The sequence below is a fragment of the Paraburkholderia xenovorans genome, assembly GCF_046030735.1.
Lineage (GTDB): Bacteria > Pseudomonadota > Gammaproteobacteria > Burkholderiales > Burkholderiaceae > Paraburkholderia > Paraburkholderia xenovorans_A.
Map to the genome: position 1 here is coordinate 23,426 of NZ_JAQQBV010000045.1, position 25,268 is coordinate 48,693.

Here is a 25,268-nt window from a genome sequence, read left to right on the forward strand (position 1 = left end):
CGTCAGCCGCTCACGGCCACCTGATTCTTCCCATCACGCTTGGCCTGATACAGGCCGACGTCCGCTGTTTCGATCAGCTTCGTGACCGGCTCGGCCGCGGCGGGCACGATAGCCGCCGCGCCGATGCTGATCGTCACGACGCCGCTCGCCGACCCCGTATGCGGAATGCCGAGCCCTTCGATGGCGAGGCGAATCTTTTCGGCGAGCAAACGCAAACCGCCCGACGACGTGCCCGGCAGCACCACCCCGAACTCTTCGCCGCCGAAGCGCGCCGCGAGATCGGGCGAGCGTCCGAGACAGGATTCGACGGTCTGCGCGACGCGCTTGAGCACTTCGTCGCCGGCGACGTGCCCGTAGGTGTCGTTGTAGGCCTTGAAGTTATCCACGTCGATCATCAGAAAGCCGAGCGCGGTGTTGTCGCGTGTCGCGCGGCGCCATTCGGCGGCCAGATACTGATCGAGATAACGGCGATTCGACAGACCCGTCAAACCGTCCGAATGCGTGAGCCGCTGCAATTCCAGATTGGTCGCGAGCAACTGCTGCTGCGATTGGCGCAGCGCCTGATAGGCCTCGTCGCGTTGCAGCAGGTTCAGGTACGAGCGCGAGTGATAGCGAATCCGCGCGAGCAACTCGATGCGATCGGGCAGCTTGACCAGGTAGTCGTTCGCGCCGGCGGAGAAGGCCGCGCTTTTCACGAGCGGCTCCTCCTTGGTGGACAGCACGATGATCGGAATGTCGCGCGTGGCCGGATTCTGCCGGTACTGGCGCACGAGCGTCAGACCGTCGGTGCCCGGCATCACGAGGTCTTGCAGGATCACGGTTGGCCGGGTTTCCTCGGCCACGCGCACCGCTTCTTCCGGCGACGCGCAGTAGTGAAAGTCGACGCTCGACTCGCCGGCCAGCGCCTGGCGAATCGCCTCGGCGATGATCGCCTGATCGTCGACCAGCAGCACCATGATCGGACACTCCGCCGCCGGCGGATGGCCGAGGATGCGCGCGAGTGCGTCGTCGATCGCGTGATTGGGCGCGTCCACCGCGTGCGCGTGCGCATTCGCGTCGACTTCGGCGAAGTCCTGCGCGGCGTCGTCCTGATGCGGTTTGCGAGTGTCCATGTTGGTCAGCCAGAAAAAATGTTCAAAGATCCGAAACGGCCGAGGTCGAGTCGATATGCGTTCATCGCGCGACTGCTGCCGCTATCGCCGCGGCGATCTTCGGCAACGGCAGGATGGCCGCAGCGGCGTCGAGCGCGGCCGCCGCTTTCGGCATCCCGTACACCGCGCTGGTCGCTTCGTCCTGCGCGATCGTGTGATAGCCCTTGGTGCGCATCGCCTTGAGACCGATTGCGCCGTCGCGGCCCATGCCGGTCAGCAGCACGCCGAGCGCGCGCGCCGGCCAGCGCGCCACCACGCTCTGAAAGAACACGTCGACGGAAGGCCGATACGGCGTTTCGGTCGGCACCGGCGTGTAGCCCAGTACGTTGGGCAACTTCAGGTGCAGGTGATCGTCCGTTGCGGCGAGCAGCACGACGCCCGGTTGCGGCCGGTCGCCTTCCTTCGCGATCCGCACCGGCACCGCCGACTGCTGGTTCAGCCAGTCGGCCATCCCGGTGGCGAACGCGGCGTCCACGTGCTGCACGATCACCACGGCGGCGGCGAAATCCTTCGGCAAACCGGCGAGCAGCGTCGCCAAGGCAGCGGGGCCGCCCGCCGATGCGCCGATCGCGACCAACGGCGTGTCGCGGCTCGTCGGATTCGACGGTGCTGCCGCCGCCGCCGCGCCCGGCGCATTGCGTTCCTTCACCAGCGCGGCGATGCGGTCGATCTTCGCGATCAGCGTCGCGATGCTCTTGTGCGCGTCCGGACCGTTCAGCGACGGTGTGTCCACGGCGTCGAGCGCGCCCGCGCCCATCGCTTCGTACACGCGCCACGCGTTCGCGCCGACGTCCACCGTCACGATCAGGATCGCGCACGGTGCGCGCGCCATGATGCGGCGCGTGGCTTCGATGCCGTCCACGTTCGGCATCACCAGATCCATCAGCACGATATCGGGCCGCTGCGCGGCGCAGAAATCGACCGCCTGCTGGCCGTCCTGCGCGACCCACAGCACGTCGTAGTCGAGGCGCGCCGCGAGCGCCCGGCGCAACGCCTCGACGGCGAGCGGCATGTCATTGACGATTCCGATCTTCATCGTTTTATCCGTAGGTGTTAGCCGTAAGCTTCACCGATCAAATCACGCACTGCATCGAGCAGTGCCTCGTCGTGAAAACTGCCTTTCGCCAGATAGTAATCCGCGCCCGCGTTCAGCCCCGCGCGGCGGTCTTCCTCACGATCCTTGTACGACACGATCATCACCGGCAGCGACTGCAACTGCGGGTCGCGCTTGATCAGCGTGACGAGTTCGATGCCGTCCATACGCGGCATGTCGATATCGGTGATGACGAGGTCGAAGCGTTCGCCGCGCACGGCGTTCCAGCCGTCCATTCCGTCGACGGCGATCGTCACGTCGTAACCGCGCGTGGCCAGCAGCTTGCGTTCGAGTTCGCGCACGGTGAGCGAATCGTCGACCACCAGCACGCGGCGCGTCGCGCGTTGCGCGGTTTGCGCCGCGCCGCGCTGCGCGTGTTGCAGATCGCCGCCCGCGACGAGCTTTTCGACCGAGCGCAGCCAGTCGTCGACATCGGCGATCAGCACCGGATCGCCGTTTTCCATCAGCGCGCCGGCGGTGATGTTTCTGATCTTGCCCAGACGCGGGTCGAGCGGTTGCACCACCAGCATCCGCTCGCCGAGAAAACGGTCGACTACGACGCCGTAAGTCTGCGCGCCGTCGCCGATCACGATCATGCTGACGGTGTCGGTCTGATTCGTTGACGCCGCGGTTTCGAGAATCTGATGCGCGGTCACCACGCCGATGCGGCGGCCGTCGAATGCGATGTGTTGATGGCCTTCCAGCAATTCGATGTCCGCGCGGCTCACGTGCAGCGTGCGGTTCACATGCGCGAGCGGCACCGCATACGGCTCGCCGGCGATCTCGACGAGCAGGCTGCGGATCACCGAGAGCGTGAGCGGCAACTGCAATTGCACCCGCGTGCCGAAGCCGGCTTCGTGCGTGATGCGCACCGTGCCGCGCACGCGTTTGACCATGTCGTGCACCGCGTCGAGCCCGACGCCGCGGCCCGAAACCTCGGTGACCTGATCGCGCAGCGAGAAGCCGGGCAGCAGCAGGAATTCGAGCAGTTCGGCCTCGGACAACTGCGCGGCGGTTTCCTCGCTCGTCAGCTTCTTGCGCACGATCGACGCGCGCAGCGCTTCGACGTCGATGCCGGCGCCGTCGTCGGAAACGGAGATCAGCAGCGCGCCCGCGGTGTGACGCGCGTCGAGCGTGAGCGTGCCTTCCTCGGGTTTGCCGCGCGCGGCGCGCACGGCCGGCGCTTCGATCCCGTGGTCGAGCGCGTTGCGCAGCATGTGGCCGAGCGGCGCTTCGAGCAGATCGAGGATGTCGCGGTCCACTTGCGTCGATTCGCCGACCAGTTGCAGGCGCACCTTCTTGCCGAGCGAGCGCGCGACGTCGCGTGCCATCCGCGCGAGGCCGCTCGTGCCGTCGCCGAACGGACGCATCCGGCATTGCAGCGCGGCGTCGTAAAGCTGTTGCGACAGATGCGTCGAGCGACGGTCGAAGCTTTCCAGATCGGCGAGACGCTCGGCCAGCAGATGCTGCGATTCGGCGGTGAGGCGGCGCAGTTCTTCGAGCGCCGCGTGCGCGAGCGGATCGAGCTTCAGGTCGGCGAGCGTTTCGTGCAACTGATCGAGCGCGCGGGTGCCGTCGCGTTGCACGCGTTTGATGCGCAGCATCGATTGGGCGAACGGCTTGAGCCAGCGCGATTCGACCAGCGATTCGCCCGATAAGGACAGCAGGCGGTCGAGGTTGTCCGCGCGTACGCGCAGCATGCGGCCGGGCTCGGTGCTGGTGGCTTCGTTCGATGCAGCCGGGGCCGGAAACGCGGGTGGGGTGGCCAACGCGGGAGCGGCCGGCGTGGCTTCGGCGCGCAATGCTCGTGCGAGCAGATTGAACGCTTCGTCCGGGTCCGCTTCCGGCGCGGCCATCGACGTTTCGCTCACCATGACCGACGTGGGCGCAGAAACGTTCGCGCGATGCGGCACGACACCGGCCCTATGCGCCTGCAAAGACGTCACGCAAGCGCTCACCGCATCCGCCGCCGATTCGTCCTCGTCATTGCCGATGCGCGCGACGATATCCACGCCGCGCAACAACTCGTCGATCCACGCGGCGTTGAGCAGCGCGCGGCCCTCCTGCGCGGCGACGAAGCAATCTTCCATTGCGTGCGCCAGTTCGACGCCCACCTGCACGCCGACGATGCGCGCCGCGCCCTTCAGCGAATGCGCGGCGCGCATGCAGGCTTCGAGCGCGGCGGCGTCGCGCGGCGCGCGGTCGAGCGCGAGCAGGCCGTCGTTGAGCACGCGTGCCTGGGTGCGGGCCTCTTCGTGGAAGAGGTCGATCAGCGACGGGCGGCGCGGGTCGTCCGTCATCCGAGACTCCGGTTCAAGGTGTCGAAGAGCGCGTCGGCGTCGAGCAGGCCCACGCTGATGCCGCGCCACGGCGCGACCGCGCGCGTATGCGCGGCGGCGGCTTGCGAGAGTGTCGCGGGCGGCGCGCGAAAACTGCCGACGGCGATCCGATGCACGCCGTCGACCTGGTCCACCGGAAACACCGCGTGCTCCTCGGCGCGCGAGATCACCAGCAAACGGGGCATCTCGTGGCGCGCTTTGTCGTCGCGTGCGGCGCTGTCCGATTCGAATCCGAGCAGATGCGCGAGCGACAGGCACACCAGCAATTCGCCCTGCACGTTCACAACGCCCAACACCGCGCGATGCTGCCGATGCGGCACGCTGTGGATCGGCCGCGTCTGCACGATGCGCTTGAAAATGGCCGTGGGCAGCGCGAGCCATTCGTCGCCGATGCGGAAGATCAGGAACGATTCGGTCGCGCCTTGCGGGTCGTGTCGATGTTGGTGTTGATACGCTTGCGGCGTGCGGGCTTCATGCTGCGCAAGATCCACGAGCGGGATCGGGCGCTTCAACAGTTTGGCCGCGCCTGCTTCGAACACCGGGCAATTCAGGCAGCGCACATATTCGACCAGTCGCTCGCACGACGAATCGCCGCGTACGCCGATGCGATTCCAGCAATCGTCGAACGCCACGGTGGATGTGTCGTGGTAGTCAATCACGTTGCGCTCCCTGTGCGCGCGACGCGCGTTGCTTCAAAAGACGCGCACCGCCGCGATCGCCTTCGAGTTCGAGCAGCGTGGCGAGATGCGCGAGCGCTTCCGCGTGCTGCGGGTCGAGGTAGAGCGCCTTGCGATAGTGGCCGCGCGCGCGATTCGTTTCGCCGCTTGCGTCGGCCAGTACGCCGAGCAGATAGAACGCGTCGGCGTGCGGCGCGTGCTGTTCGAGGTACGCGGTGAGCGCGGCGGCGGCTTCGCTTAAACGGCCTGCGTCGGCGAGTGCGTGTGCGGCTTGCAGCGTGTCGAGCGCGGCGCTGGCGGGGAGGTTGGTTGGCGTCGAGGCGATGGTGAACGGCTTCGGCGCTTGCGGTGCGTTACCGTCGCGCGACGTTTCCTTGGTGAGATTCAGGCGCGTTGAAGCGCTTGCGTCGAGCGGCTCACGCGAGACCGGATCCGGCCACGCAAAAGGCCGTGCCGCGAACACCTGCAACGGCGCGAGCGCGGGAACCGGCGCATGCGTCATCGCGAGCGCAGCGGCATCGGCGAGCGGCGCGGTAGGCCAGGTGCCGGCAAGCGCGTTGCCCGGCTCGGCACGGTAAAACGCGAACGCCAGCGGGATTTTCGCGGACTGCATTCCGTGGCGCATCAACAATCCGGTCTCCGACGGACCGACGAACAACATGCCGTTTTCGGCGAGCACGCTATCGAGCGACTGCAACGCACTGTGCTGCGCGTCGCGATCGAAGTAGATCAGCACGTTGCGACAGAACACGAAATCGTAGACGCCGAGCGCCGCCGCATCGAGCTGCATCAGATTGACCTGAGCAAACCGCACCGTGTCGACGATGCGCGGCGCGAGCCGCCAGCCGTCTTCGCTACGCGTGAAATGCGCGTCGCGAAACGGGAACGCATTGCCGCGAAACGAGTTGCGGCCATACACCGCGCGCCGCGCGTGCGCGAGTGCCCGCTCGCTGATATCCATCGCGTCGATACGCCAATGCGCGGGATCGATGCCCGCGTCGAGCAGGCTCATCGCGATCGTGTACGGCTCTTCGCCGGTCGAACAGGGCAGGCTCAGAATGCGCACCGGCAGCGCCGTGCCGCGTTGATCCAGTCGCTCCTGCGCGAGCCGGGCGAGTGCGCGGAACGCGTCGGCGTCGCGATAGAACCAGGTTTCCGGCACTACGATCGTTTCGACCAGCGCCTGCACGATGGCGGGCGACGTCTGCGCCGCGTCCCAGTAGTCGGCGAGCGACGCGTCGGCATGGCCGTCCGCGCACCAGGCGGCGGCGCGCAGATCGACCGCACGCTCGATCGCGCTATGTCCGAGCGATGCCGCATCGAGCCCGATAGTCCGATGCAGCAACTCGGCGAAACGCCGATAGAGCGGTGCGTTGTCGTGATGCGCGTTCATGCGTGCGCCTCGGGGAACAGCAGCGCTTTGACTTCGTCCGGCAACAGATGCTCGACGCGGATCCATTGCACGAGACCGCCCGCGTCGCTCGCGACCGGGCCGAGATAACGCGTGTGCGGCATCTCGATGCCGGGGTCGTGAAAAGCTTCGGCATCCAGACGAATGGTGCGCGTTGCGTCTTCGAGCAGCAGCGCGAGCAAACGCACGCTGCCCGCGATCGGATAACGCACCAGCACCACGCGCGTCGACATCAGTTGCGCGGCAGGCCGGCCGAGCGCGAGCGCCGGCAGATCGATCACCGGCAGCGGCGCGCCCTCGTGATCGAGCACGCCCGCGACCCACGACGGCGCGCCGGGGATCTGCTTGGGCGGCGACTGCGGCGCGAGCGACTTCATGCGCTCCACCTGCGTCGCGTCGATCACGTAGCGTTCGCTATCGAGCGTGAAGAGGATGAAGAGCATGGGCGTGTGAGTGGGCGGTTGATGGGCGGGCCGCTGTCGTGATGCCCGAAGGCAGCCCGCCGCGCGGCGTCAGGCTTGCACCTTGAAGCGCGACACGCCGGTGCGCAGGCTGTTGGCGACATGCGTCAGATCGTCGATCGCCTGGGTCGACTGGCGCAACGATTCCGCGGTCTGCTGCGCGGCTTCGGACAGTTGCGTCAGCGCCTGGGTGATCTGCTCGGCGCCGGTGGCCTGCGTTTGCATCCCCTCGTTGACCATCGAGAAGCGCGGCGCGAGCGCCTGCACCTGCTGGATGATCTGCGTGAGATGGCCGCCCACGTTCTGCACGTCGAGCATGCCGCGGCGCACTTCCTCGGAGAACTTGTCCATCCCCATCACGCCGGCGGCGACCGCCGACTGGATTTCCTTGACCATCTGTTCAATGTCGTAGGTGGCCACCGCGGTCTGATCGGCGAGACGGCGAATTTCCGTTGCGACGACCGCGAAGCCGCGGCCGTATTCGCCGGCTTTTTCCGCTTCGATCGCGGCGTTCAGCGAGAGCAGGTTGGTCTGGTCCGCGACCTTCGTGATGGTGGCGACCACCTGGTTGATGTTGCTTGCCTTCTCGTTGAGGATCGCGAGTTTCGCGTTGACGGAGCCGGCGGCTTCCATCACGAGACGCATGGTGTCCTCCATCCGCGCGAGGCCAGCATGGCCGGTGCCCGCGAGCGCGGCCGATTCGCCGGCCACTTCGGAGACTTCGTTCATCGTGCGCAGCAGATCGCGCGAGGTCGCGAAGATCTCGCGTGACGTCGCGCCGATCTCGGTGGTGGTCGCGGCGGTTTCGTTCGCGGTGGCCTGCTGTTCGCGCGACGTCGCGGCGATTTCCGTCACCGACGTGGTGACCTGCACCGCCGACTTTTGCGCCTGGCCCACCAGCGCGGTGAGTTCGTCGGTCATGCGGTTGAAGCCGGTTTCGAGCGCGCCGATTTCGTCCGCGCGATTCAGGTGCAGACGTTGCGTGAGATCGCCGGTGCGCATCACGTCGACGACCTGCAGCACCTTCGCCATCGGCGTGGTGACCGCGCGCAGCAGCCAGTAGCCGGCCAGCACGGCGACGAAGGCGGCGATCAGCAGCATCACCAGCAGCACGATGCGCGTGGCGTCGACCGAGTGGCGGATGCTTTCGGACGCTTCGTCCGCGTAGCCCTTGTTGTTGTCGACCAGCTTGCGCACGGACAGGCGCCCGGTTTCCCAGACCGGCGTGAGTTGCGTGTTGAAGATACGCGCCGCATTGTCTTTCGAGCCCGGCAACGTGTTGAGCAGCGTCGCCTGGATCGGCACGTACTGCGCGCGTTGCTGACGGAAATCGTTGAAAAGCTCGCGGTCGACCTGGCGGAAAATCGTCGCGCCGTAGTCGTCGAAGAGCTTCTGCAGGGTTTGCTGCGTCTCCGACAGGCGCGCGGTGTCGCGTTTGACCGAATCGGGGTCCGTGTCCACGTAGATCAGGCGCTGCGTGACGGTGTAGTTTTCGAACCAGGCCGCGCGCATTGCGGTGGCGTAGTAGAGGCCGGGCATCGAGTCCTGTTGCTGGCTTCGCGCGTCGCGGTCGATGCCGCCGAGCTGTTCGAAAGTGACGGCCGCCATTGCCAGCATCACGATCAGCACGATCCCGAAGCTGCACAGAATCCGTTGCCGGATGGTCCATTGTTTCACGCGAACGCCCCTTACTTTTTTGCTTGATCTCGATGCTTGCCGTCCGCCGCAGAAAATTCGCGGGGGCGGGGCTCGGAAAGCTTTACGGGTCGTCGGATTGGTCCGACGGCTTATCAGCGCGAATTTTACATTGATCAAAGGAATCAGGCGGGGTGCGCAGGCTCACAGAGGGTTTTCACTCTTGGGCGGGACAGCGGGATCCGGCTCTTCTGGCTATCCGATGCGGCGTTACATCGGTAATGACCGGTTACCACTTGCAGCATCTATTTCCGCGTTCGACCCCCACAATCTGTTCCATGCCTGAACGGCGGGAGCGAAACATGAAAAAGATTGCGGTGGCGTTGTTGATGGTCGGGAGTCTGAGCGTGGCGGGGCAAGCATCCGCTCATGGCAATGGCGGCGATGTGGTCGGAGCGCTGATCGGCGGCGCGGTGTTGGGTGCGGTGGTCACGTCGGCATTGAACCCGGCGCCGGTGGTGGCTTACCAGCAGCCGGTTTATGCCCAACCCGTGTATGCCCAGCCGGTGTATCAGCCCGCGCCGGTGTACGCCGGGCCGCCGCCGGGATACTGCTATGACCAGTATCAGCGTGCGTATGTCGCCTGCGGTGCGCCGCCCCCGGCACAGTACGGTTATCCGCAGCAGCCGGGGTGGTGAGGTTGGGGTTGGCGCGCGTGAAAATCGTTGAGTTCGATGCGCGCGGGTAAGACAAAAAGGCCGTCGCAATTCGCAACGGCCTTTTTGGTTTCTGCACCGCGATGGAATCAGTGCCTGTGGTGTAGCCACTCGGCGTAGTGCGTATCGAGCCAGCGCTCGAGGCGCTCCGGCTTCGACTTGTGACGCGTGTGGGATATCGCCCAGATCGCCCCGCCGACCACCAGCATGACCAAAGGTCCCAGCATATAAGCCATCAATGATTCGGACATGGGGAGCCTCCGTGTCAGGTCGCGTCGGTCTTCCAGTTTAGGCGATGGATGAGCGGAAAGCAGGGTCGTTAAAAGAGATTGGCGGACGGCGAGGGGGAATGGCGTGATGACGCCCGCGCCGTGGCTTTGTTCGATGTATCTAGCCGATTGCGACGTGGTGGTTTCCGTCGATTTGCGCGTCGACAAAATCTGCCCAAAGCTGCAGCACGGTGCGTTTCTGCTCGATCTGGTCTGCGCGGTTGTTCGCCGCCGTGCTTCGGCTTTCTTTGACTGCGCGCGCCAGTGCGTCGTCGATTGCCTCGGCGGGTTGGCCCATCGCCAGCAGATGAGTCGATGCGGTACGCCGAAAATCATGCAGAACGAAATGCTCGACTTCCAGCCCGAGTGCCTTGACCGCCTGATTGAGCGTGCTTTTCGCGATCGGGCGGTCGTCGCCCCGGACGCTGGGGAACACATAATTTCCGCTCGCCCGCGAGGCTTGTAACTCGCGCAGCAGCGCAACCGCCTGCTGCGGCAGATACACGCGATGCTCACGATCCCGCTGCGTGCGCCCGGCGGGGATTTTCCACAGCGCGGCGTCCAGCTTGAACTCGGACCAGCGCGCTTCGATCAGCTCCGATTTGCGGACCATCGTCAGCACCAGCAGATGCAATGCCAGTTTCAGCGGACGGCGAATGCTCGATGCGTAGATCGAGCGCAGCATCGCGCCGATTTCGTCGGGAGCCAGGACGCGGGTGCGGCTGTCCGGCGTCGCGATGAACCTCGCCGGCACGAGTTCGGCCGGATTGGTCGTGGCGAGCTGGCGCGCGATCAGGAATTCGTAAAGCCGCTTGACCACGTTGCGCGTGTGCAGCGCCATCTTCGGCGAGCCGCGACTCTTGATCTGCTCGCAGATCGTGCGGATGTCCTCGTCGGTCACGGCTTTGATCCGCTTGCCGCCGATCGCCGGCAGCACGTCCTTGTCCAGCGCGCGGCGCGTGGTGCGGCGGTATTCGTCGGACTTGCCGGCCATCTCTGTCGCGAGATAGAGCTCGGCGCCCTCGCGCAGCACGTCGGCTTTGGCTTCCGCGCCGCGGTCCCGGCGCGCGGTGGCGACCGGCGATACGCCGCTCGCCACCATCTCCGCATACTTCTGCGCTTTCGCGCGGGCGACGCGCAGCGAGATCATCCGGTAGTCGCCGATCGTTGCGAGCGGTTGGCGTTTGCCGTTCAACGAATAGCGGAAGCGCCAGATCTTGCTGCCGGTGGTCATCACTTCGATGACGAGACCGTTGCCGTCGGCGACGGAGTAACGGGTGGCGCGCGGCTCGAGCGCGCGGACCTGGCTTTCGGTCAGAGGGACGGCGAGTTTGGGCATGAGCGGTAAAGCGTGGGTGCAAGGGCAACCCGGATTTTAAACCGTGTGCGATTTGTGTACCAAAGAACTGGCGTGGTTTGGGTACGCAGATAGCGACAATCAGAATGCGCGCGGTGAAGGAAACGCGCTTGCCTGGTCTTTGCCAGCCGAACTTTCTGCGGAATTGAACGAACTCGTTCTACTTGCCGATGCAAAACCGGCTGAAAATCACGCCGAGTAGATCGTCGGAACTGAACTCACCGGTGATCGAATTCAACTGATCCTGGGCAAGGCGCAGTTCTTCAGCGAACAGATCCAGCGCTTGCGAGTTCTGATCGGCATGCGCGGCGGCGGTAGCCAGATGCTCTTCGGCCGCGCGCAGTGCGATCAGATGCCGCTCGCGCGCGAGGTACACGCTCTCGGCGCCCGCCTGCCAGCCGGCGATCCGCAGCAACTCGCCACGCAACAGCGCGACGCCATCGCCCTGTTTCGCCGACAACCGCACTTCGCTCAGCTCGAGATCCGCGTCGAGCGAATTCACCGATGGCGCGAGCCCCGCCAGATCTGTCTTGTTCAGCACGCGCACCACCGGCACGCCGCCTGGAAAACGCCCGGCGATCTGTTCGTCCTCGGTGGTCATTCCGGTTCGCGAGTCGAGCAGATGCAGCACTACATCCGCGCGCTCGATTTCACTCCACGTGCGCGCGATGCCGATTTTTTCGACCTCGTCGTCGGTATCGCGCAGCCCGGCTGTGTCGATCACATGCAGCGGGATGCCTTCGATCTGGATGGTCTGGGCGACCTTGTCGCGCGTCGTGCCGGCGATCGGCGTGACGATCGCCAGCTCCGCGCCGGCCAGCGCATTCAAGAGCGATGACTTGCCCACGTTCGGCTGCCCCGCGAGCACCACCGACAAGCCCTCGCGCAGCAACGCCCCTTGACGCGCCTCGCCAAGCACATGCGCGAGCCGTTCGCGAATGCGCGTGAGCTTGCCGCGGGCGTCCGCGGCTTCGAGAAAGTCGATTTCTTCTTCGGGGAAGTCGAGCGTCGCTTCGACCAGCATCCGCAACGTGATCACTTCTTCGACGAGCGCGTGGATGTCGCGCGAAAACGCGCCGTCGAGCGAGCGGCCGGCCGAGCGCGCGGCCGCTTCCGTGCTCGCCTCGATCAGATCGGCGACGGCTTCGGCTTGCGCCAGGTCCAGCTTGTCGTTGAGGAACGCTCGACGCGTGAATTCACCAGGCTCGGCAAGCCGCAGACCAAAAACGCGCCCGGCCTCGATGCAACGTTGCAGCACCAGTTGCAGCACGACCGGGCCGCCGTGACCCTGTAGTTCGAGCACGTGTTCGCCGGTGTACGAATGCGGCGCGGGAAAGTACAACGCGATGCCGCGATCGAGTGCGCTGCCGTTGCCGTCGAGAAACGGCACATAACTCGCGTGACGTGGCGCGAGCGTCTGACCCGTGAGCGCTTGCATCAACGGTTGCGCGGCGGCTTCGCCAGCGCGCCCGAACGAAATCCGCACGACGCCGATTCCGCCCCGGCCGGGAGCGGTGGCAATGGCGACGATCGGATCGGAATCGGTGGAGAGCATGGAAAAGGGCGGCAGAAAAACGGAGAGAAGGAAAGCGCGGCGTGGCGGACACTGATGGACGCACGGCGCGACGCATTGTAACGCGGGCGCCTGCGATTGCCCCCTCGGCCGGGTGGCCTATGGCGGTTCCACAATGCCATCCGTGAAAATTAGGATTTATCTTAAACGGGCTAGGAGTGCTACCGACATTCTTAAGAATTGATCGGCCAAACTAAGACGATGGCCTTGAGGAAAGTCAAGCCAGATAAGGAAAAGATCGAAAAACCTGCGATCACCTTGACCCTTTATTCAGGGCGGCATGCAAGCTAAAATCTATCTCAAATAAGCCAAGCATTAGCTTGAGTGGTTGTCAACTGGTTGGATGCTGAATTGCACAATCTGGCCCATGCCAACCGTCAAAGAAAAATCTGCCTTCGCCAAACGGCTGAAGGACCTCCTGGAGCCGCTGAAGATTCGCGGCGGGACCAAACTCGCCGAGCAATTCAATCTTCGGCATCGCGGCGCTCACCCGGTTTCGCCGCAGACCGCGCACAAGTGGTTGAAGGGTACGACGATTCCAACGTCCGACAAGTTGCAGACGCTCGCCGAGTGGCTTAAGGTCGAGGTGCATTGGTTGCACTACGGGCCTTCGCCCGGTGCGCGGCAACGGCCGGTGCCGCGTAGCCAGCAGTATCAGCCGTCGCCTGAAACGATCGAACTTGCTTCGAAGATCGAGGCGCTGACGCCAAAAGACCGGAATCTGGTCGAGGAAATGATCGTGCGCTTCTACGGTGAGGACGACGAGGAGTAAGCGCCGCGCGCTAATCACATATCAACCGCACCAATGGAAAAAGCCGCCCGGTTCACACCGGGCGGCTTTTTTTGCGGCAACGCGTTGCGTGGCCTATGTCGACTTCGCGGACGCTAGCTCACGAATCTCAACATCGGATCGCCCGCCTGCGCCGCCGCCTTCATCAGGCCGCTTTCGCCTTCGACTGACCCATCATCCGCGTGATGTAGTACTGCTGCGCGATCGACAGCACGTTGTTCACCACGTAGTACAGCACCAGACCGGAAGGGAAGAAGAAGAACATGACCGAGAACGCGATCGGCATGAACATCATCATCTTGGCTTGAACCGGGTCCGGCGGCGTCGGGTTCAGACGCGTTTGCAGGAACATCGAGACGGCCATCAGCACCGGCAGGATATAGAACGGATCGGGCTGCGACAGATCGCGAATCCACAGAAGCCACGGCGCGCCGCGCATTTCCACCGACGACAGCAGCACCCAGTACAGCGAGATGAACACCGGAATCTGAATCACGACCGGGAGACAGCCGCCGAACGGATTGACCTTCTCGGTCTTGTACAACTCCATCAGCGCCGAGTTCATCTTCTGCGGATCGCCCTTGAAGCGTTCGCGCAGCGCCTGCATGCGCGGCGTAATCGCCTTCATGCGCGCCATCGACTTGTAGCTCGCGGCCGACAGCGGGAAGAACACCGCCTTGATCAGCAGCGTGAGCAGCACGATCGCCCAGCCCCAGTTGCCGACATAGCTGTGGATCTTTTCGAGCAGCCAGAACAGCGGCTTCGCGATGATCGTGACCCAGCCGTAGTCCTTCACCAGTTCCAGACCCGGCGCGATGCCTTCGAGCATGCGCTCTTCTTCCGGACCGGCGAACAGACGCGCGGACACGTCGACGGTTTGACCCGGAGCGATCGCCGCGACCGGCTGCTTGACGCCCACGCGATACAGCGTCGGATCGATCTTCTCGACGTAGATGTCGCGCTTCACACCTTGCGTCGGAATCCACGCCGACGCGAAGTAATGCTGCACCATCGCGATCCAGCCGTTGTCGGCCGAATTCGCGAAGTCTTCCTTGTTTTTATCGATGTCGCTGAACGTCATCTTCTGGAAGTGGTGCTGATCGGTGTACACAGCCGGGCCGATGAACGTGTGCGAGAAGCGCGGCGTTTCCACCGGCGTATCGTCGCGCACCAGTTCCATGTAGACCGACGGGCTCACCGGCGCCGTGCCGACGTTCTGGATCTTCGTATCCACACCGATCACGTAGCTGCCGCGTGTGAACGTGTAGGTCTTGATGACCTTCACGCCACCCTTTACCGGCGACTCGAAGCTGATCTGGTACGACTTCTCGTCGCCCGTCAGATCGTGCGGCTGGTTAGGCAGCGGCGTGTAGATGTCGTTGTGGTTCGGGAAATCGCCGCCGAGCAGGCCCGTGCGCGCCAGATACGTATGGTTCGCGGTGCGGTCGAACAGCGTGATCACGAGGTCCGGCTGCTTGCCGTCGCCCTGCTTCACGAGCGACAGCTTCGACAGCGTGCCGCCGCGGGTGTCGATCTCGCCGCTGTAAACGTCGGTGCTGAACTTGATCAGTTGCGATTGCGCTGCCGCCGGCGCATTGGCCGGCGCTGCTGCGTTGGTGGCCGGCAAATCGGCGGGTTGGGTTCCCGGCGTCGTGGTTCCCGGTTCGGCGCTACCGACGGTCTTGGTCGGGTTGGCGCTCGGGAAGAACATCGACGGGCGTCCGTGGTCGCGTTGCCAGTTGTCGAACAGCATGACCGCTGACATGAAAAAGATGACCCATAGGACGGTGCGTTTGATATCCATGCGTTGTCTCAGTGTCGATGGAACGGCGCGTCAGCGCTTTTCAGAAGTGGGAGGCGGGACGAGATCGATGCCGCCCGCGGAAAACGGGTGGCAGCGGCAAATACGCCTGGCGGCGAGATAAGTCCCGCGCGCGGCGCCATGATACTGGATTGCTTCGCGCGCGTAATCAGAGCAGGAAGGGTAAAAACGGCACCGGTTGCCGAGCATGGGGCTGACGGCAACCTTGTAGAAACGCAATAAAGCGATGAGTACCGTTTGCATGGCTGGTGCGGCCGGACGGCGCCGCGCAACGTGGAGTACCGGGTGAGACCCGCGCAGCCGGGCTGCTGAAGCCGCGCCGGTGAACCGGGCGGCTGCATGGCGGGCGCTCACTTGAGCGTCATTCCGTCTTGGGCGCTTCCGCGGGCGGCGCCTCGCGACGGACAATTTCGCGCGCTGCCTTATCGAGCAGCGCCTCAATCTCGCTGCGGCACAGCGCCCTCAACGGGGGCGACGACGCGCTCGGCAAAGCTTTCTTGTCGAAGCGCGTGTGCAGACGCAGCAGCACATCCCAACCGCCGAATTCCGCGCGACGCAGCCGGAAAGCTTCGCGTGCGATTCGACGTACCAGATTACGCGTGGCCGCGCGCGGCGCATATTTCTTGCCGATCACGAGACCGAGGCGAGCGTCGTTGCCGGTGGGCCGGCCGTACACCACGAAGTGCGCGGTGCGGCGCCACGGGCGCAAACGAAAAACGGATGAAAATTCATCCGTTTTCAGTAGCCTTGCGGCTTTGGGGAAGGCGGCTTGCGCTCGCAACGGAACCGAGCCCTGTTGCGGCGCCCCTGCCGCTCCCGCTTCGCCGCGGGTCTCGCCTGTTGGCACAGACAGAGCGCGCAATCCGCTCGCCAACCTTAGATGGCGAGGCGCTTGCGGCCCTTCGCGCGACGTGCGTTGATGACCTTGCGGCCACCTGCGGTCTTCATGCGAACGCGAAAGCCGTGGGTGCGCTTGCGACGGGTAACGGAAGGTTGGTAAGTACGTTTCATGTTGCTCTCACTTGATCGACTGATCGAAAATTAACCGCACGATCATCGCTGAAGCGGCAATGGCCGGAGGTTTACAGAATTGGTTTTCGCGGAACCCGCTATTTAAACCGGTTTTCTTTTGGCCGTCAATAGTTTAGCCAGGTTTGGCGGCGATCCGCGCGGACTTCGCGAGTTGATCCGTCCCTGTGGATAACTCCCTTTCGGCATCGTTTTGGCGTTAGAATCTCGCCTTACTTCCCAAAAATCCTGCACGCCGCTCCGGCTCGCTTGCCCCGCAAACCCTTGTGGCACAAGCGCCTGGAGCCTTTGCGCCTGGTTCGGCCCGACTGCTCAGGGCCTTGTTGCGTATCCGCGACAGGGGCAGCGGCGAACCGCCGTGCACATCATAACGACAGCAACTCGATGAACGATTTCTGGCAACACTGTTCCGCATTGCTGGAGCGTGAGCTTACGCCGCAGCAGTACGTGACGTGGATCAAACCGTTGGCCCCGGTCGCCTTCGACGCCGCTGCGAACACGCTTTCCATTGCTGCGCCGAACCGCTTCAAGCTCGACTGGGTCAAGAGCCAGTTCTCCGGGCGCATCGCCGATATGGCCCGCGATTTCTGGCAGGCGCCCGTCGACGTGCAATTCGTGCTGGACCCGAAAGCGGGGATGCGTGCGCCGGCGGCAGCGTCGCCGGCGCCGTCTGCGGCGCGGCCGTCTTCTTCGCCGGCTGCTTCTCACGGCGGCGGTGCCGCAGTGGACGCGGCTGTCGGCGCCGTGCAGGCGGCGCAGTCCGCGCGCACGAACGGCGTCAACAGCGCGAACGGCGCGATGGCGAACCTGAACGCGAATGCGCGCGCGGCCGCGGAAAACCACGCGAACGCCCGCGCGGCGGCGGCCGCCGCGGACGATTCCGCCGACCTCGATCTCCCCAGCCTCGACGCGAACGAAGCCGCCGCGGCCCGTCGCACGTGGCGTCCGGGCCAGAGCGCGGGTTCGAGCGCGAACAGCGGAGAAAACGACTCGATGTACGAGCGTTCGAAGCTGAACCCGGTGCTGACCTTCGACAATTTCGTGACCGGTAAGGCCAACCAGTTGGCGCGCGCCGCGGCGATCCAGGTCGCGGACAATCCCGGCATCTCGTACAACCCGCTGTTTCTGTATGGCGGCGTCGGCCTCGGCAAGACTCACCTGATCCACGCAATCGGCAATCAGCTTCTGATGGACAAGGCCGGCGCGCGGATCCGCTACATCCACGCGGAACAGTACGTGTCCGACGTGGTGAAGGCCTACCAGCGCAAGGCGTTCGACGACTTCAAACGCTACTACCACTCGCTCGACCTGCTGCTGATCGACGATATTCAGTTCTTCTCCGGCAAATCCCGCACGCAGGAAGAGTTCTTCTACGCGTTCGAGGCGCTGGTCGCGAACAAGGCGCAGGTGATCATCACCAGCGACACGTATCCGAAGGAAATCTCCGGCATCGACGATCGCCTGATCTCGCGCTTCGACTCCGGCCTGACGGTCGCGATCGAGCCGCCCGAGCTGGAAATGCGCGTCGCGATTCTGATGCGCAAGGCGCAATCCGAGTTCGTGAGCCTGAACGAAGACGTCGCGTTTTTCGTCGCGAAACATCTGCGTTCGAACGTGCGCGAACTCGAAGGCGCGCTGCGCAAGATCCTCGCGTACTCGAAGTTCCACGGTCGCGAAATCACGATCGAACTGACGAAAGAAGCGCTGAAAGACCTGCTGACCGTGCAGAACCGGCAGATTTCGGTGGAAAACATCCAGAAGACCGTCGCCGATTTCTACAGCATCAAAGTGGCGGATATGTATTCGAAGAAGCGTCCGGCGAACATCGCGCGGCCGCGGCAGATCGCGATGTATCTGGCGAAGGAGCTGACGCAGAAAAGTTTGCCGGAAATCGGCGAGTTGTTCGGCGGACGCGACCACACCACCGTGCTGCATGCGGTGCGCAAGATCGCCGCCGAGCGCGGCACGGATGCGCAACTGAACCACGAGCTGCACGTGCTGGAGCAAACGCTGAAGGGTTAAGCAGGGCGAGAGGCAAAATCGACCTGTTTATTTCGGAACTCGCCCCCATTTTAGTGGGGCGCTGCCGTTTTCAGGCACAATACAGGTTTAACCGTCCGGCGGCCGCGGGCGGAATTCACGCCGTGACAGGCGCTGCGTGGCGCCGGCGGGGAGTCGCGGCTGCGCGCGAGAAAGCTGTCTGGCAAGGCGCGCAGGCCGTCATTTCAACGAAGGAACTCTATGCAACTGGTCAAGACCGAACGCGATAACCTCCTCAGGCCGCTGCAAACCGTGAGCGGCATCGTCGAACGCCGCCATACGTTGCCGATCCTCGCCAATTTGCTGATTACCAAGAACGGCCCGGACGTGTCGTTCCTGTCGACCGACCTCGAGTTGCAGATCACCACGCGCGCCGATTTCGGCGTGGGCGGCGATTCGGTCGCGACCACGGTGGCGGCGAGAAAGCTGCTCGACATCCTGCGCGCGATGCCCGACGGCCAGGTCACGCTCACGTTGAACGACAAGCGCCTGACCGTGCAATCCGGCAAGAGCCGCTTTGCGCTGCAAACGCTGGCGGCCGACGAGTTCCCGACCGTCGCTCAAGCTAAAGACTTCGGCGCGAACCTGGTGGTTCCCCAGAAAACGTTCCGCCAGTTGCTCGGCATGGTCCATTTTTCGATGGCCCAGCAAGACATTCGCTACTACCTGAACGGCATGCTGCTGGTGGTGGACGGCGACCAGCTGATGGCGGTCGCAACGGACGGCCACCGCCTCGCGTTTTCGTCGATGAAGATCGAGGGCTCGTTCCCGCGTCAGGAAGTGATCATTCCGCGCAAGACGATTCTGGAATTGCAGCGTTTGCTGGAAGACATCGACGACACGCTGAAGATCGACATCGCGCCCACGCAGGTCAAGTTCACGTTCGGCCAGGTCGAACTGGTGTCGAAGCTGGTGGAAGGCAAATTCCCCGACTTCCAGCGCGTGATTCCGAAGTCGCACAAGAATCAGTTTTTGATCGGCCGTGAAGAGTTGCAGCGCTCGCTGCAACGCGCCGCGATTCTGACGTCGGACAAATTCAAGGGCGTGCGCTGCATCATCGAGCCGGGCCAGTTGAAGATCATGTCCACCAACGCCGATCAGGAAGAGGCGCAGGAAGAACTGGAAATCGCGTACGACGGCGACAGCGTCGATATCGGGTTCAACGTCACGTATCTGCTCGACGTGCTTGCGAATCTGAAGGTCGACATGTTGCAAGTGAGCCTGGGCGACGCCAGCTCCAGCGCGTTGATCACGATTCCCGAGAACGACGAATTCAAATACGTCGTGATGCCGATGCGCATCTAACGCGTCCAGAAACCAAAGAACACACCAAGGGGCGCAGCGCCCCTTTGGCGTTTTTATGGTGTTTTGAAAAGTCCCGAGCAGCAACCTTGCAGCAACGCAGAACCGGAAAAAATCCATGACTGAAACGAACAATTCGCAACCCGACAACAGCTACGGCGCATCCTCGATTCAGATCCTCGAAGGTCTGGAGGCGGTGCGCAAGCGGCCCGGGATGTACATCGGGGATACATCGGACGGGACCGGTCTGCATCACCTCGTATTCGAAGTGCTGGACAACTCCATCGACGAAGCGTTGGCGGGGCATTGCAACGACATTCAGGTGATCATCCACGCGGACAACTCCATTTCGATCACCGACAACGGCCGCGGCGTGCCGACCGGTCTGAAGATGGACGACAAGCACGATCCGAAGCGCAGCGCCGCTGAGATCGTGATGACCGAGTTGCATGCCGGCGGCAAGTTCGACCAGAACAGCTATAAGGTTTCCGGCGGTTTGCACGGCGTGGGTGTGTCGTGCGTGAATGCGTTGTCGGCGTGGCTGCGCCTGACGATTCGCCGCGACGGCAAGAAGCACTTCATGGAGTTTCATCGTGGCGTGCCGCAGAACCGCGTGATCGAAGAGATCGACGGCGTGGCTGTCTCGCCGATTCAACTGATTGGCGACACCGAAAACCGCGGCACCGAAGTGCACTTCCTGGCTGACGAGACGATCTTCGGCAATGTCGAATATCACTACGACATTCTGGCCAAGCGGATTCGCGAACTGTCGTTCCTGAATAACGGCGTGCGGATCAAGCTGACCGATCAGCGCACCGGCAAGGAAGAAGATTTCGCGTTCGTGGGCGGCGTGAAGGGCTTTGTCGAGTACATCAACAAGAACAAGGCCGTGCTGCATCCGAATATTTTCCACATCAGCGGCGAGAAGGACGGCGTCGGCGTGGAAGTGGCGATGCAGTGGAACGACAGCTACAACGAAAACGTGCTGTGCTTCACGAACAATATTCCGCAGCGCGATGGCGGCACGCACTTGACCGGGTTGCGCGCGGCGATGACGCGCGTGCTGAACAAGTACATCAACGATCATGAAGTCGCGAAGAAGGCGAAGGTCGAGACTTCGGGTGATGACATGCGCGAAGGGTTGTCGTGCGTGTTGTCGGTGAAGGTGCCGGAGCCGAAGTTCAGCGCGCAGACGAAGGACAAGCTGGTGTCGTCGGAAGTGCGTGCGCCTGTTGAAGATGTGGTGGCCAAGGCGCTTGAAGAGTTTCTGCTCGAGACGCCGAATGACGCGAAGATTATTTGCAGCAAGATTGTCGATGCTGCGCGTGCGCGCGATGCGGCTCGGAAGGCGCGGGAGATGACGCGGCGGAAGGGTGTGCTGGATGGGGTGGGTCTGCCTGGGAAGTTGGCGGATTGCCAGGAGAAGGATCCGGCGAAGTCAGAGATTTATATCGTCGAGGGTGACTCGGCAGGTGGGTCGGCGAAGCAAGGGCGTGATCGGAAGTTTCAGGCGATTTTGCCGCTGCGCGGCAAGGTGCTGAATGTCGAGAAGGCACGGTATGACAAGCTGCTTTCTTCGGAGCAGATTGTTACGCTGATTACTGCTCTCGGCTGTGGCATTGGGAAAGAGGATTACAACCTCGATAAGCTGCGGTATCACCGCATTATTATCATGACCGATGCGGACGTTGATGGTGCGCACATTCGGACTCTGTTGCTGACGTTCTTCTATCGTCAGATGCCGGACATGATCGAGCGTGGGTATATCTATATCGCGCAGCCGCCGTTGTTCAAGATTAAGGCTGGCAAGGACGAGCGGTATCTGAAGGATGAGGCTGAGGTTAATGCTCACATCCTGAAGCTGGCGTTGCAGGGGTCGGAATTGTTGGCTTCTGAAGGCGCTACGCCGATTACTGGCGATGCGCTTGGGGAGTTGGCTCGGGCTTATTTGTTGGCGCAGGCTGTGGTGAATCGTCTGAGCCGGTTGTATGACGCTGGGGCGCTTGAGGCCGTGATGGATGGGGTTGTTGTTGATCTGTCCTCGGAAGAGGCGGCTGAGGGTTCGGCTCGTGCTCTTGAGGCTAAGTTGCGCGATGATCCGTTGAAGCCTGAGGTTAAGGTTACGACGATGTATGACACGGTGCGTGAACTGCGCTCGCTGCGTGTTGCTCGCACTCATCACGGGAATCAGAAGATCTCTGTGTTGGATCAGGATTTCCAGCTTACTGCTGACTATCAACAGCTTATTAATACCGCTAATACGTTTGCAGGGTTGATTGGCAGTGGGGCAGTGATCAAGCGTGGTGAGCGGAGTATGGCTGTTAACGACTTCAAGAGCGCTATGAAGTGGTTGCTTGCTGATGCTGAGCGGAATATTTCGAAGCAGCGCTATAAGGGCCTGGGCGAGATGAATCCTGGGCAGCTTTGGGAGACTACGATGGATCCGACCGTGCGTCGCCTTCTTCGTGTGCAGATTGAGGATGCTATTGCGGCTGATGGCATTTTCACAACGCTCATGGGGGATGATGTGGAGCCGCGTAGGGCCTTCATCGAGTCGAATGCGTTGAGGGCAGGGAATATTGACGTTTGACAATGTTTGTAGCGGGAGCCATAAGCTGAGATTTTGGGAAGCATCCATTGAGACATTTATTGATGGATGCGCTCCGATAGCTCATATGACGGCACCAGATTAACGTCACAGCCGCGGAACGAAGGCCACAGTGTTGGGGTGGCTTCCGTTTTCTCAGTCTCGGCAACAATCAGGAGGTGCCTCTTCAGCCGGACTTTTGCTGCCTTCGCTGGTCGGCGGTTCTCGTCTGTGCTTCAGCCCAATGGACTGAAAGCGATTCAGCCTGCGACAGCATCGCCCAGCTCACGCACAGCGCCTCCATTGGTAGCCAAAGCGTCGCAGGGGATGACCCGGTTTACTGCTCTGGCGAATGCGCTCCTTGTAGATAGACGCACGGCGCTCACCGCCTCTGAAAAACTCAGGCGGCGGTGGCCGTTTATGCGCTCCTATCCGACGCCCGCAAAAACGTGGATTCTGGCGAATTCGGTGGCGATGGAGTGAGTGAGCGGCTGGGGCGGGGTGTTTGTTGAGATGCATTAATTTTTATACGCGACCGCCAACTCGATTTTTTATACGCTTTGCTCACGCCGGCAAACCCTTGCTGCATAAGGCGTACAAGAAACTATTGAACTACGGGTGGTGGAGCATTTTCCAGCGCCCCTTTTTTTGCGAGTGCCCCTTCGAATTCCGGCTTTTCGCGCAGGCAACCTCGTGCCATCATGCGTGTCACGGCGCATGCTGCACGTGCGCCGTTCACCACTCCCTCAACCAAATAGTCGCGACCGAAGCTGCTCCCGACTTCCGTCAAGCCATACGTCATGCACTTCGCGTCACGGCTTCCACAGCTTGCTACCGATTTCGGCGAAGGTCCAATCTGTCGAATACATCCGCGTGAGCGCCCACTGACGTCGTGCATCAGCATCTGGCGATGCTGCAATGCAGCGCTACACATTTTGTTAATTCGGTGCTGCGGATAAAACCGGGAGGCTTTCCTGCGGCTATCGGATTATCGAACAGTCTGCATTGTCTTTCATTATGTTCACAAAGAAACTTTCGTTGACTACCGGCCGGTAATAATTAGAATCATTAGCGGGTTTTCATCTGACGAACACGCACTTAACGCCTTGGATTCGAGCGAATCCAACATGGCGTCGGAGCTTTTTGTGTCAACTGTTCAGTTGGACGCCCTAATACACATAATCGTGAGGGTGTTGTATGTCTGGAGGCGGCGGTGGTGGTGGAGATTGGCGGCCTGAACCGAAGGCGCCTGTAACAACGCCGGACCCGGGTGGAGCCGGGGGCGGAGTTGGCGGGGGCGTCGACCCTTGCGTCATTGAAGAAGTCACTAGTCTGAATTCGGTTAATCCAGCCGCGCTCCGTGGCGTTCGACCGGGAATCGTGCTGGATGTGGCCTTTATTCCTAACCCGTCTCGCCTTGTTGCGCAGGACGCTACGGGGAATATCGTAGGCTCCATCACGTCGCGTTCGATGTTGCAGTTCATCCAGTGCATTCAGGGCGGACGGCAGTATGTCGCGGAGGTCCTTGGTGTTCACGGCGGAACGTGCACTATCAAGGTGAGGCTGAAATGACGCGGAAGGCGATATCCGTAGTCGGCGGCGTATATCACGAGCAGTGCCTCTGGCCGACGTGGGACCAGATTTGGGGTTCCGGTGGTCGAGCGGCGACGGCGATAGTCGGTCACGTCGACAAGGTGACGCTGTACACGTACGCGCGCAAGGAAACCGAGGTCGAGTTTCGTGTGGCAGCGCAGGTCTTCAACTTCGACCTGGTGACCACACCAACAGAGACCGGAATTTCGTTCGAATACGTGCATTGCATGTCGACGCCCGTGTTGCGGCCGGCGCTGTCGTCTCTCCCGATGCTCGAACCAATCGAAGTGCAAGCCGACGCGGTGTTGCGGTTCGGCATGTTGGAGGGGTCGGCAAAAGTTGATGCCAAGTGGTGTGTCTACGACCCGCAATCGGCATTTGACCCAGCCCCGTTCTGGGAAAACGGCAGTAAGGCCGACCATCTTGCCATCGTGGGCAACCGCAGTGAAATTGAAGCGATGGCTGATGAGCCCGACCCCGCGAGAGCAGCCGCCAAGCTGATTCAGAGCGGCGCTGAGGTCGTGGTCGTCAAATCAGGCCCGATAGGTGCATATGTCCACACTAGGACTGCCAAACCGGTGCTGATTCCCGCGTACCGTAGCGAGATGGTGTGGACCATCGGCTCTGGGGACGTCTTTGCGGCTGTGTTTGCCGCACGATGGGCTGTACATCGTGAGCGCCCCGAGGATGCAGCAGAAATGGCTTCGCGCGCTGTTGCGTCGTATGCGGAAACAATGGGACTGTCATCCGCATCAGCTGCCGAGTTGTCGCGGGTTCAGCGCGTGTCGGCGTCAACGGTGCCGGGCAAGGTGTACCTGGCAAGCCCCTTCTTCAACCTTGGGCAGCGCTGGCTCGTTGACGAAGCTCGCCGCTACCTGACGGAGCTGGGGTTGACTGTGTTTTCTCCAGTGCACGACATCGGCGCTGGTCCCGCAGAGGTGGTAGGCCCTGCGGACTTGGCTGCGCTTGATTCGTGCGACCGGGTCTTCGCGATACTGGATGGCCTCGATGCGGGCACTGTCTTCGAGGTTGGGTATGCCAGAGCGAAAAATCTCCCGGTTTACGTCCTTGCCCAGTCCGTAACTGAGGAAGACCTGAAAATGGTCGAGGGTTCGAACTGCAAAGTCTTCTTCGACTTCGTCACCGCGTTGCATCACACATCATGGAAAACATGAGAACCGCCTTGCTGTTATCCGGTGGGATGGATTCGATAGCCATCGCGTACTGGAAGAAGCCCGAAGTCGCCATCACGATTGCATATGGTCAATGTGCCGCGCAGGCGGAAGTACGTGCGGCCGGCGCGGTGTGCGAAGCCTTGGGCATTGAACACCACATCATCGAAGCTGACCTTCGGGCGCTCGGAAGCGGCGACATGGCCGGCCGGGCAGCTTCCGAGCTTGCGCCGGTTTCGGAGTGGTGGCCG

At 62.5% G+C, this 25,268-nt stretch carries 21 protein-coding genes; 7 read left to right on the forward strand and 14 right to left on the reverse strand.

Annotated elements, in window-relative coordinates:
- Nucleotides 1–2: 2 nt before the first annotated feature.
- The 7 genes from PQQ51_RS30420 to PQQ51_RS30450 form a co-directional block, all read right to left on the reverse strand.
- Nucleotides 3–1,112, reverse strand: a complete 1,110-nt coding sequence (locus PQQ51_RS30420) for a diguanylate cyclase (RefSeq protein ID WP_408500903.1) — start codon at nucleotides 1,110–1,112, stop codon at nucleotides 3–5.
- Nucleotides 1,113–1,173: 61 nt separating this feature from the next.
- A complete protein-coding gene (gene cheB, locus PQQ51_RS30425) occupies nucleotides 1,174–2,187 on the reverse strand; it encodes a chemotaxis response regulator protein-glutamate methylesterase (protein ID WP_408500904.1) in 1,014 nt (337 codons plus the stop codon).
- Nucleotides 2,188–2,204: 17 nt separating this feature from the next.
- A complete protein-coding gene (locus tag PQQ51_RS30430; protein WP_408500905.1) occupies nucleotides 2,205–4,544 on the reverse strand; it encodes a hybrid sensor histidine kinase/response regulator in 2,340 nt (779 codons plus the stop codon).
- A complete protein-coding gene (locus PQQ51_RS30435) occupies nucleotides 4,541–5,242 on the reverse strand; it encodes a chemotaxis protein CheW (protein WP_408500906.1) in 702 nt (233 codons plus the stop codon). The genes PQQ51_RS30430 and PQQ51_RS30435 overlap by 4 nt, the downstream gene beginning before the upstream one ends.
- Complete coding sequence (locus PQQ51_RS30440; RefSeq protein WP_408500907.1) at nucleotides 5,235–6,653, reverse strand: CheR family methyltransferase; 1,419 nt, start codon at nucleotides 6,651–6,653, stop codon at nucleotides 5,235–5,237. The genes PQQ51_RS30435 and PQQ51_RS30440 overlap by 8 nt, the downstream gene beginning before the upstream one ends.
- Nucleotides 6,650–7,114 (reverse strand): chemotaxis protein CheW, encoded by a 465-nt coding sequence (locus tag PQQ51_RS30445; protein ID WP_408500908.1) that lies wholly within the window; start codon nucleotides 7,112–7,114, stop codon nucleotides 6,650–6,652. The genes PQQ51_RS30440 and PQQ51_RS30445 overlap by 4 nt, the downstream gene beginning before the upstream one ends.
- Before the next feature lie 69 nt (nucleotides 7,115–7,183).
- Nucleotides 7,184–8,809 (reverse strand): methyl-accepting chemotaxis protein, encoded by a 1,626-nt coding sequence (locus PQQ51_RS30450; RefSeq protein ID WP_408500909.1) that lies wholly within the window; start codon nucleotides 8,807–8,809, stop codon nucleotides 7,184–7,186.
- A 320-nt stretch (nucleotides 8,810–9,129) separates the two neighbouring features.
- Here PQQ51_RS30450 and PQQ51_RS30455 point away from each other — a divergent pair, with 320 nt between their 5' ends.
- Nucleotides 9,130–9,465 carry an ecotin precursor gene (locus tag PQQ51_RS30455; protein WP_408500910.1) on the forward strand — a complete coding sequence of 112 codons (336 nt, stop codon included), beginning with the start codon at nucleotides 9,130–9,132 and terminating at the stop codon, nucleotides 9,463–9,465.
- A 107-nt stretch (nucleotides 9,466–9,572) separates the two neighbouring features.
- Here the strand turns inward: PQQ51_RS30455 and PQQ51_RS30460 are convergent, their stop codons facing one another.
- From PQQ51_RS30460 to mnmE, 3 genes are all read right to left on the reverse strand, one after another.
- On the reverse strand, nucleotides 9,573–9,734 hold the full coding sequence (locus PQQ51_RS30460; RefSeq protein ID WP_408500911.1) for a hypothetical protein: 162 nt from the start codon (nucleotides 9,732–9,734) through the stop codon (nucleotides 9,573–9,575).
- Between the two features lie 139 nt (nucleotides 9,735–9,873).
- Nucleotides 9,874–11,091, reverse strand: a complete 1,218-nt coding sequence (locus PQQ51_RS30465; protein WP_408500912.1) for a tyrosine-type recombinase/integrase — start codon at nucleotides 11,089–11,091, stop codon at nucleotides 9,874–9,876.
- Between the two features lie 178 nt (nucleotides 11,092–11,269).
- The gene (gene mnmE / locus PQQ51_RS30470; RefSeq protein WP_408500913.1) at nucleotides 11,270–12,664 is read right to left on the reverse strand and encodes a tRNA uridine-5-carboxymethylaminomethyl(34) synthesis GTPase MnmE; all 1,395 of its coding nucleotides are present in this window, start codon (nucleotides 12,662–12,664) and stop codon (nucleotides 11,270–11,272) included.
- 385 nt (nucleotides 12,665–13,049) lie between these two features.
- Here mnmE and PQQ51_RS30475 point away from each other — a divergent pair, with 385 nt between their 5' ends.
- On the forward strand, nucleotides 13,050–13,454 hold the full coding sequence (locus tag PQQ51_RS30475; protein ID WP_408500914.1) for an XRE family transcriptional regulator: 405 nt from the start codon (nucleotides 13,050–13,052) through the stop codon (nucleotides 13,452–13,454).
- A 163-nt stretch (nucleotides 13,455–13,617) separates the two neighbouring features.
- Here the strand turns inward: PQQ51_RS30475 and yidC are convergent, their stop codons facing one another.
- The 4 genes from yidC to rpmH form a co-directional block, all read right to left on the reverse strand.
- Nucleotides 13,618–15,276 carry a membrane protein insertase YidC gene (gene yidC, locus PQQ51_RS30480; protein WP_408500915.1) on the reverse strand — a complete coding sequence of 553 codons (1,659 nt, stop codon included), beginning with the start codon at nucleotides 15,274–15,276 and terminating at the stop codon, nucleotides 13,618–13,620.
- Nucleotides 15,277–15,306: 30 nt separating this feature from the next.
- Nucleotides 15,307–15,537, reverse strand: a complete 231-nt coding sequence (yidD, locus tag PQQ51_RS30485; protein ID WP_007180115.1) for a membrane protein insertion efficiency factor YidD — start codon at nucleotides 15,535–15,537, stop codon at nucleotides 15,307–15,309.
- A gap of 118 nt (nucleotides 15,538–15,655) precedes the next feature.
- On the reverse strand, nucleotides 15,656–16,156 hold the full coding sequence (locus PQQ51_RS30490; protein WP_408500916.1) for a ribonuclease P protein component: 501 nt from the start codon (nucleotides 16,154–16,156) through the stop codon (nucleotides 15,656–15,658).
- Between the two features lie 14 nt (nucleotides 16,157–16,170).
- Nucleotides 16,171–16,305 (reverse strand): 50S ribosomal protein L34, encoded by a 135-nt coding sequence (rpmH, locus tag PQQ51_RS30495; RefSeq protein WP_004198824.1) that lies wholly within the window; start codon nucleotides 16,303–16,305, stop codon nucleotides 16,171–16,173.
- Between the two features lie 402 nt (nucleotides 16,306–16,707).
- Here rpmH and dnaA point away from each other — a divergent pair, with 402 nt between their 5' ends.
- The 5 genes from dnaA to PQQ51_RS30520 form a co-directional block, all read left to right on the forward strand.
- On the forward strand, nucleotides 16,708–18,345 hold the full coding sequence (gene dnaA, locus PQQ51_RS30500) for a chromosomal replication initiator protein DnaA (RefSeq protein WP_408500917.1): 1,638 nt from the start codon (nucleotides 16,708–16,710) through the stop codon (nucleotides 18,343–18,345).
- A 219-nt stretch (nucleotides 18,346–18,564) separates the two neighbouring features.
- On the forward strand, nucleotides 18,565–19,668 hold the full coding sequence (gene dnaN, locus PQQ51_RS30505; protein WP_408500918.1) for a DNA polymerase III subunit beta: 1,104 nt from the start codon (nucleotides 18,565–18,567) through the stop codon (nucleotides 19,666–19,668).
- A 115-nt stretch (nucleotides 19,669–19,783) separates the two neighbouring features.
- Complete coding sequence (gene gyrB, locus PQQ51_RS30510) at nucleotides 19,784–22,255, forward strand: DNA topoisomerase (ATP-hydrolyzing) subunit B (protein WP_408500919.1); 2,472 nt, start codon at nucleotides 19,784–19,786, stop codon at nucleotides 22,253–22,255.
- Nucleotides 22,256–23,796: 1,541 nt separating this feature from the next.
- Nucleotides 23,797–25,020, forward strand: a complete 1,224-nt coding sequence (locus tag PQQ51_RS30515) for a PfkB family carbohydrate kinase (protein WP_408500920.1) — start codon at nucleotides 23,797–23,799, stop codon at nucleotides 25,018–25,020.
- Nucleotides 25,017–25,268, forward strand: a 252-nt coding sequence (locus tag PQQ51_RS30520; protein WP_408500921.1) for a 7-cyano-7-deazaguanine synthase, incomplete at its 3' end; no start/stop codon positions are given. The genes PQQ51_RS30515 and PQQ51_RS30520, both read left to right, overlap by 4 nt.